This window comes from Gilliamella sp. Gris1-4 (assembly GCF_001690335.1).
Taxonomy (GTDB): domain Bacteria; phylum Pseudomonadota; class Gammaproteobacteria; order Enterobacterales; family Orbaceae; genus Gilliamella; species Gilliamella apicola_P.
The window spans coordinates 1-3237 of record NZ_LZHA01000064.1; the positions used below are offsets into that span (position 1 = coordinate 1).

The window sequence follows — 3237 nt, forward strand, 5'->3', positions numbered from 1 at the left end:
TGTGGGCGGACGTCGTAAATGGGTAGAAGCGTTATTGTGTGGTGCGTTGTCATTAGCTGCTAGCAGTGGGCTAGATTATTTTGGCTTACCAGTTAGTATGAATCCGTTTATTGGTGGCGCAATTGGATTTTTAGGGGTTGATAAATTACGTCAAATATCAAATTCAATGTTAAGAAAAAGGGTTGATAACAACGATGACCAAACTAACTGAACATTTTACGCTAGAAGAGTTTACTCGCTCGACAACAGCCAGCAGATTAAAAATTGATAACTCTGTGCCTGCCGATTTAATGCCTAGCGTGCAATTAACAGCTACTCATCTTGAGTTAGTAAGAAAAGCTTTGGGTAAGCCAATCATTATCACGTCTGGATATCGCTGTCCTGCACTAAATGTTAAAGTTGGCGGTGTAGCAACAAGCGCTCATACGAAAGGCTTGGCTGTTGATTTTAAATCGTCATTCGGTACGCCTAAAGAGATTTGCCAACGATTAATTGATGCTGGTGTGCAATTTGACAAACTGATACAGGAACACAATCAGTGGGTACATATCGGGTTCAGCCCAGCGAATAACCGTCGCATAGTATTAACTGCGGTCAAAAATGGTGGCAAAACTATTTATCTGAACGGTTTAAAATGAATAAAACATACACGACTATAGCGATTATTTTTGTTTTCATGATTTATATTATTATCAATCTACATTTAGATAATGAACGAATTCAAAAAACAAACGCTGAACTGTCCGGAAAAATCGAACAGTTAGAGCAGAATATCGCTAAAAACAATCAAATCATAGCTGATAACGAGCAAAGTAAGCGTGAACTAGAAAACGAATCTATTAAACGTCAGGAGCAAATCAATGAGCAACTCAAAAATAATGACTGCGCTAGTCAGTTTGTGCCTGTGTCTGTTTCTAACAGCTTGTACAACAGAGCGAAAAGTTTACGTCAATCGACCGATACCGGCAAATTTGCTCAGTGATTGTCTGCCGAATTTACCATCTCAAAAAATGACGTTTGGCGATAGTCTCAGATATAACGAGCATTTGCTAAATGTTATTGAGAAGTGTAATGCGGACAAAAGGGCGATAAAAGAAATTAGTTATTAGTTATTGCATTGCTAATCGGGGAAAAGTAAGTTATCATCTAATTGCGTTTGAGATAACTCACTTATTAAACATGTTACATTTTTATCCGTATCATGTTTAATTTCTTTACTCAAGGGGAGTTGGTTCACGGTCGCCAAACTTAGAAACCATATCCCCTTAAAACTATCAACTTAGATACTCCTCATTAATAGTTTTTCAATTAACTACCTGTATAAATAACTATTCACTTTTACCGCATAAAGTATAAAAATCCCCGGGCGGTTATAAAAAATAACTGCATATTTAATCAAACCGCTTAATTGCGGTTTTTTTATATCTGAAATTTGCTATCACACGGCAATTAACAAAATTAACAACAAGAGCCACTTAGGAATGAGTTTTAGAGGGCACCAGATGGTTTTCATGGTTACCTCTCTTGGACTGGTTCCCTGTGTGACTAAAACTCATTTCTAATGGAGAACACCATGAATATTATTAAATTTGATTTTAACGGTCATCAAGTTGGTTTTAACGATGATGGTTGGATTAACGCAACTGAAGCGGCATCAAGATTTGGTAAACGTCCAAATGACTGGCTAATTCTTCCCGATACAGTTAATTATATCAATGCTTTAGAATCTACATACCAGAAAATCCCGTATGTAAAAACTAGCCGAGCCAGAAAGGATCGTGGTGGTGGTACTTGGATTCATCCTAAATTAGCCGTTCGATTTGCCCGGTGGCTGTCTGTGGATTTTGAAATATGGTGTGATGAGCAAATAGATAAACTCATTCGCTCTCAATCAATAACGTACACAGACGAACAAGTATTAGCAATACTAACTTATAGTCAACCGCAAACATGGGAAAAACGATTCCAACAACCTTTTTATCAAGCATTATCAAAAATGACTAACTTGCCATTCAATAATCATATTGGCGGTTGTCCATCATTATTTGGACTGATAACCCAGAAGTGGGTTTATGGTGTCGTGCTACCTAAAAAGGTTTATCAAAGTATCAAAGAGCGCACGAAAAAAGGTGAAAAAATCCATCAATTTTTAAAACCAGAAGCTTTGAAAGCGGTAGAAGACCAGTTAATAGCAATAACAACAATTGCAAAAGGCTGCATTGATTACAAAGATTTTGAAGCTCGATGCTCAACAATATTTAATACGCAGGGACAGATTAAATTTATATTGGCAGCATAAAGGTAACTATCATGGATAATAATAAAAACCCTATTTTTTACGCTCGCATTGTTAGCATCTCATATGTAGAACATCTAATTAGAATAAATGGCGATAATATTTTCAAACATCATCTAGGAAACTTGGAATTAGAACCCGACAGCCTAGCGTCCTTCTTGGAGGGATTCTATGAACGAGAGCTTTCAGAATTTGAACGCATATGTATGTATGGTTCAATGATTGATATGAATAAAACAAAAGAGGGCTGTTCATTAAAAATCGGCACTACCTTTTATTTAAATCAATCTGGCATAGATAAATTAAACAATCTAATGAGTGATTTCATGCTAATGAAATTAGAAGAGAAAGAAACAAAATCAGCAGTTACATATCATTAACATAAATGATTAATCATACTCGCAGGGTAACGATGAAACAAATTCAATTATTAGTTTAAGGAAAGATTATGAAAAAGGGCGAAAAGAAAAAAGTGGGTCGCCCAAGTGAACTAGCTGAATGCTTAATTAAGGCTAAAGAATACTTGCTTGGGGACTATGAAACATTTGGGGATGTAGTGCCAAGTGTTGCAGGTCTTGCTTGTTATCTTGGTAAGCACAAGTCATCAATGTATGAGTATGCAAAACAAAACAAAGAGTTTTCCGACACGCTAGAAGCAATTAAAACGTTACAAGAGAATAAACTAATAAATGGTGGGCTAACTAGCTCATTCAATCCAACAATCACTAAGCTAATGCTATCTAATCACGGCTATAGCGAAAAACAAGAAATAGACCACCAATCATCCGACGGCTCGATGTCACCAAAACCAACACGAATAGAGCTAGTCACACCCGCAGAGTAAACGTCATGACAACAGCACAAATACAGTTACCTAAAAAATTGATATCTGTGTTTGTAGCCGAAAATGTCAGATATCGTGGTGCGTACGGCGGTCGAGG

At 36.8% G+C, this 3237-nt stretch carries 7 protein-coding genes; all 7 read left to right on the top strand.

The features are described 5' to 3' along the window. On the top strand, positions 1-211 hold a 211-nt coding region (locus A9G31_RS08245; protein WP_141671422.1), incomplete at its 5' end, for a phage holin, lambda family. Beyond that, positions 195-638, top strand: a complete 444-nt coding sequence (locus A9G31_RS08250) for a D-Ala-D-Ala carboxypeptidase family metallohydrolase (RefSeq protein ID WP_065561243.1) — start codon at positions 195-197, stop codon at positions 636-638. The genes A9G31_RS08245 and A9G31_RS08250, both read left to right, overlap by 17 nt. Next, positions 635-982: a DUF2570 domain-containing protein gene (locus A9G31_RS08255; RefSeq protein WP_065561244.1), complete on the top strand. Its 348-nt coding sequence runs from the start codon at positions 635-637 to the stop codon at positions 980-982. Before A9G31_RS08250 ends, A9G31_RS08255 begins: the two co-directional genes overlap by 4 nt. After that, on the top strand, positions 879-1109 hold the full coding sequence (gene lysC, locus A9G31_RS12245; RefSeq protein WP_081299390.1) for an Rz1-like lysis system protein LysC: 231 nt from the start codon (positions 879-881) through the stop codon (positions 1107-1109). The genes A9G31_RS08255 and lysC overlap by 104 nt, the downstream gene beginning before the upstream one ends. A gap of 464 nt (positions 1110-1573) precedes the next feature. Beyond that, positions 1574-2299, top strand: coding sequence for a KilA-N domain-containing protein (locus A9G31_RS08260; RefSeq protein WP_141671423.1), 726 nt, complete (start codon positions 1574-1576; stop codon positions 2297-2299). Positions 2300-2310: 11 nt separating this feature from the next. Then, on the top strand, positions 2311-2676 hold the full coding sequence (locus tag A9G31_RS08265) for a hypothetical protein (RefSeq protein WP_065561246.1): 366 nt from the start codon (positions 2311-2313) through the stop codon (positions 2674-2676). Between the two features lie 68 nt (positions 2677-2744). Next, positions 2745-3140, top strand: coding sequence for a DNA-packaging protein (locus tag A9G31_RS08270; RefSeq protein WP_065560381.1), 396 nt, complete (start codon positions 2745-2747; stop codon positions 3138-3140). Positions 3141-3237 lie beyond the last annotated feature (97 nt).

Coding starts and splice junctions, on each gene's coding strand:
- A9G31_RS08250 (WP_065561243.1), top strand. CDS start 195: ATGACCAAACTAACTGAACATTTTACGCTAGAAGAGTTTACTCGCTCG.
- A9G31_RS08270 (WP_065560381.1), top strand. CDS start 2,745: ATGAAAAAGGGCGAAAAGAAAAAAGTGGGTCGCCCAAGTGAACTAGCT.
- lysC (WP_081299390.1), top strand. CDS start 879: ATGACTGCGCTAGTCAGTTTGTGCCTGTGTCTGTTTCTAACAGCTTGT.
- A9G31_RS08265 (WP_065561246.1), top strand. CDS start 2,311: ATGGATAATAATAAAAACCCTATTTTTTACGCTCGCATTGTTAGCATC.
- A9G31_RS08260 (WP_141671423.1), top strand. CDS start 1,574: ATGAATATTATTAAATTTGATTTTAACGGTCATCAAGTTGGTTTTAAC.
- A9G31_RS08255 (WP_065561244.1), top strand. CDS start 635: ATGAATAAAACATACACGACTATAGCGATTATTTTTGTTTTCATGATT.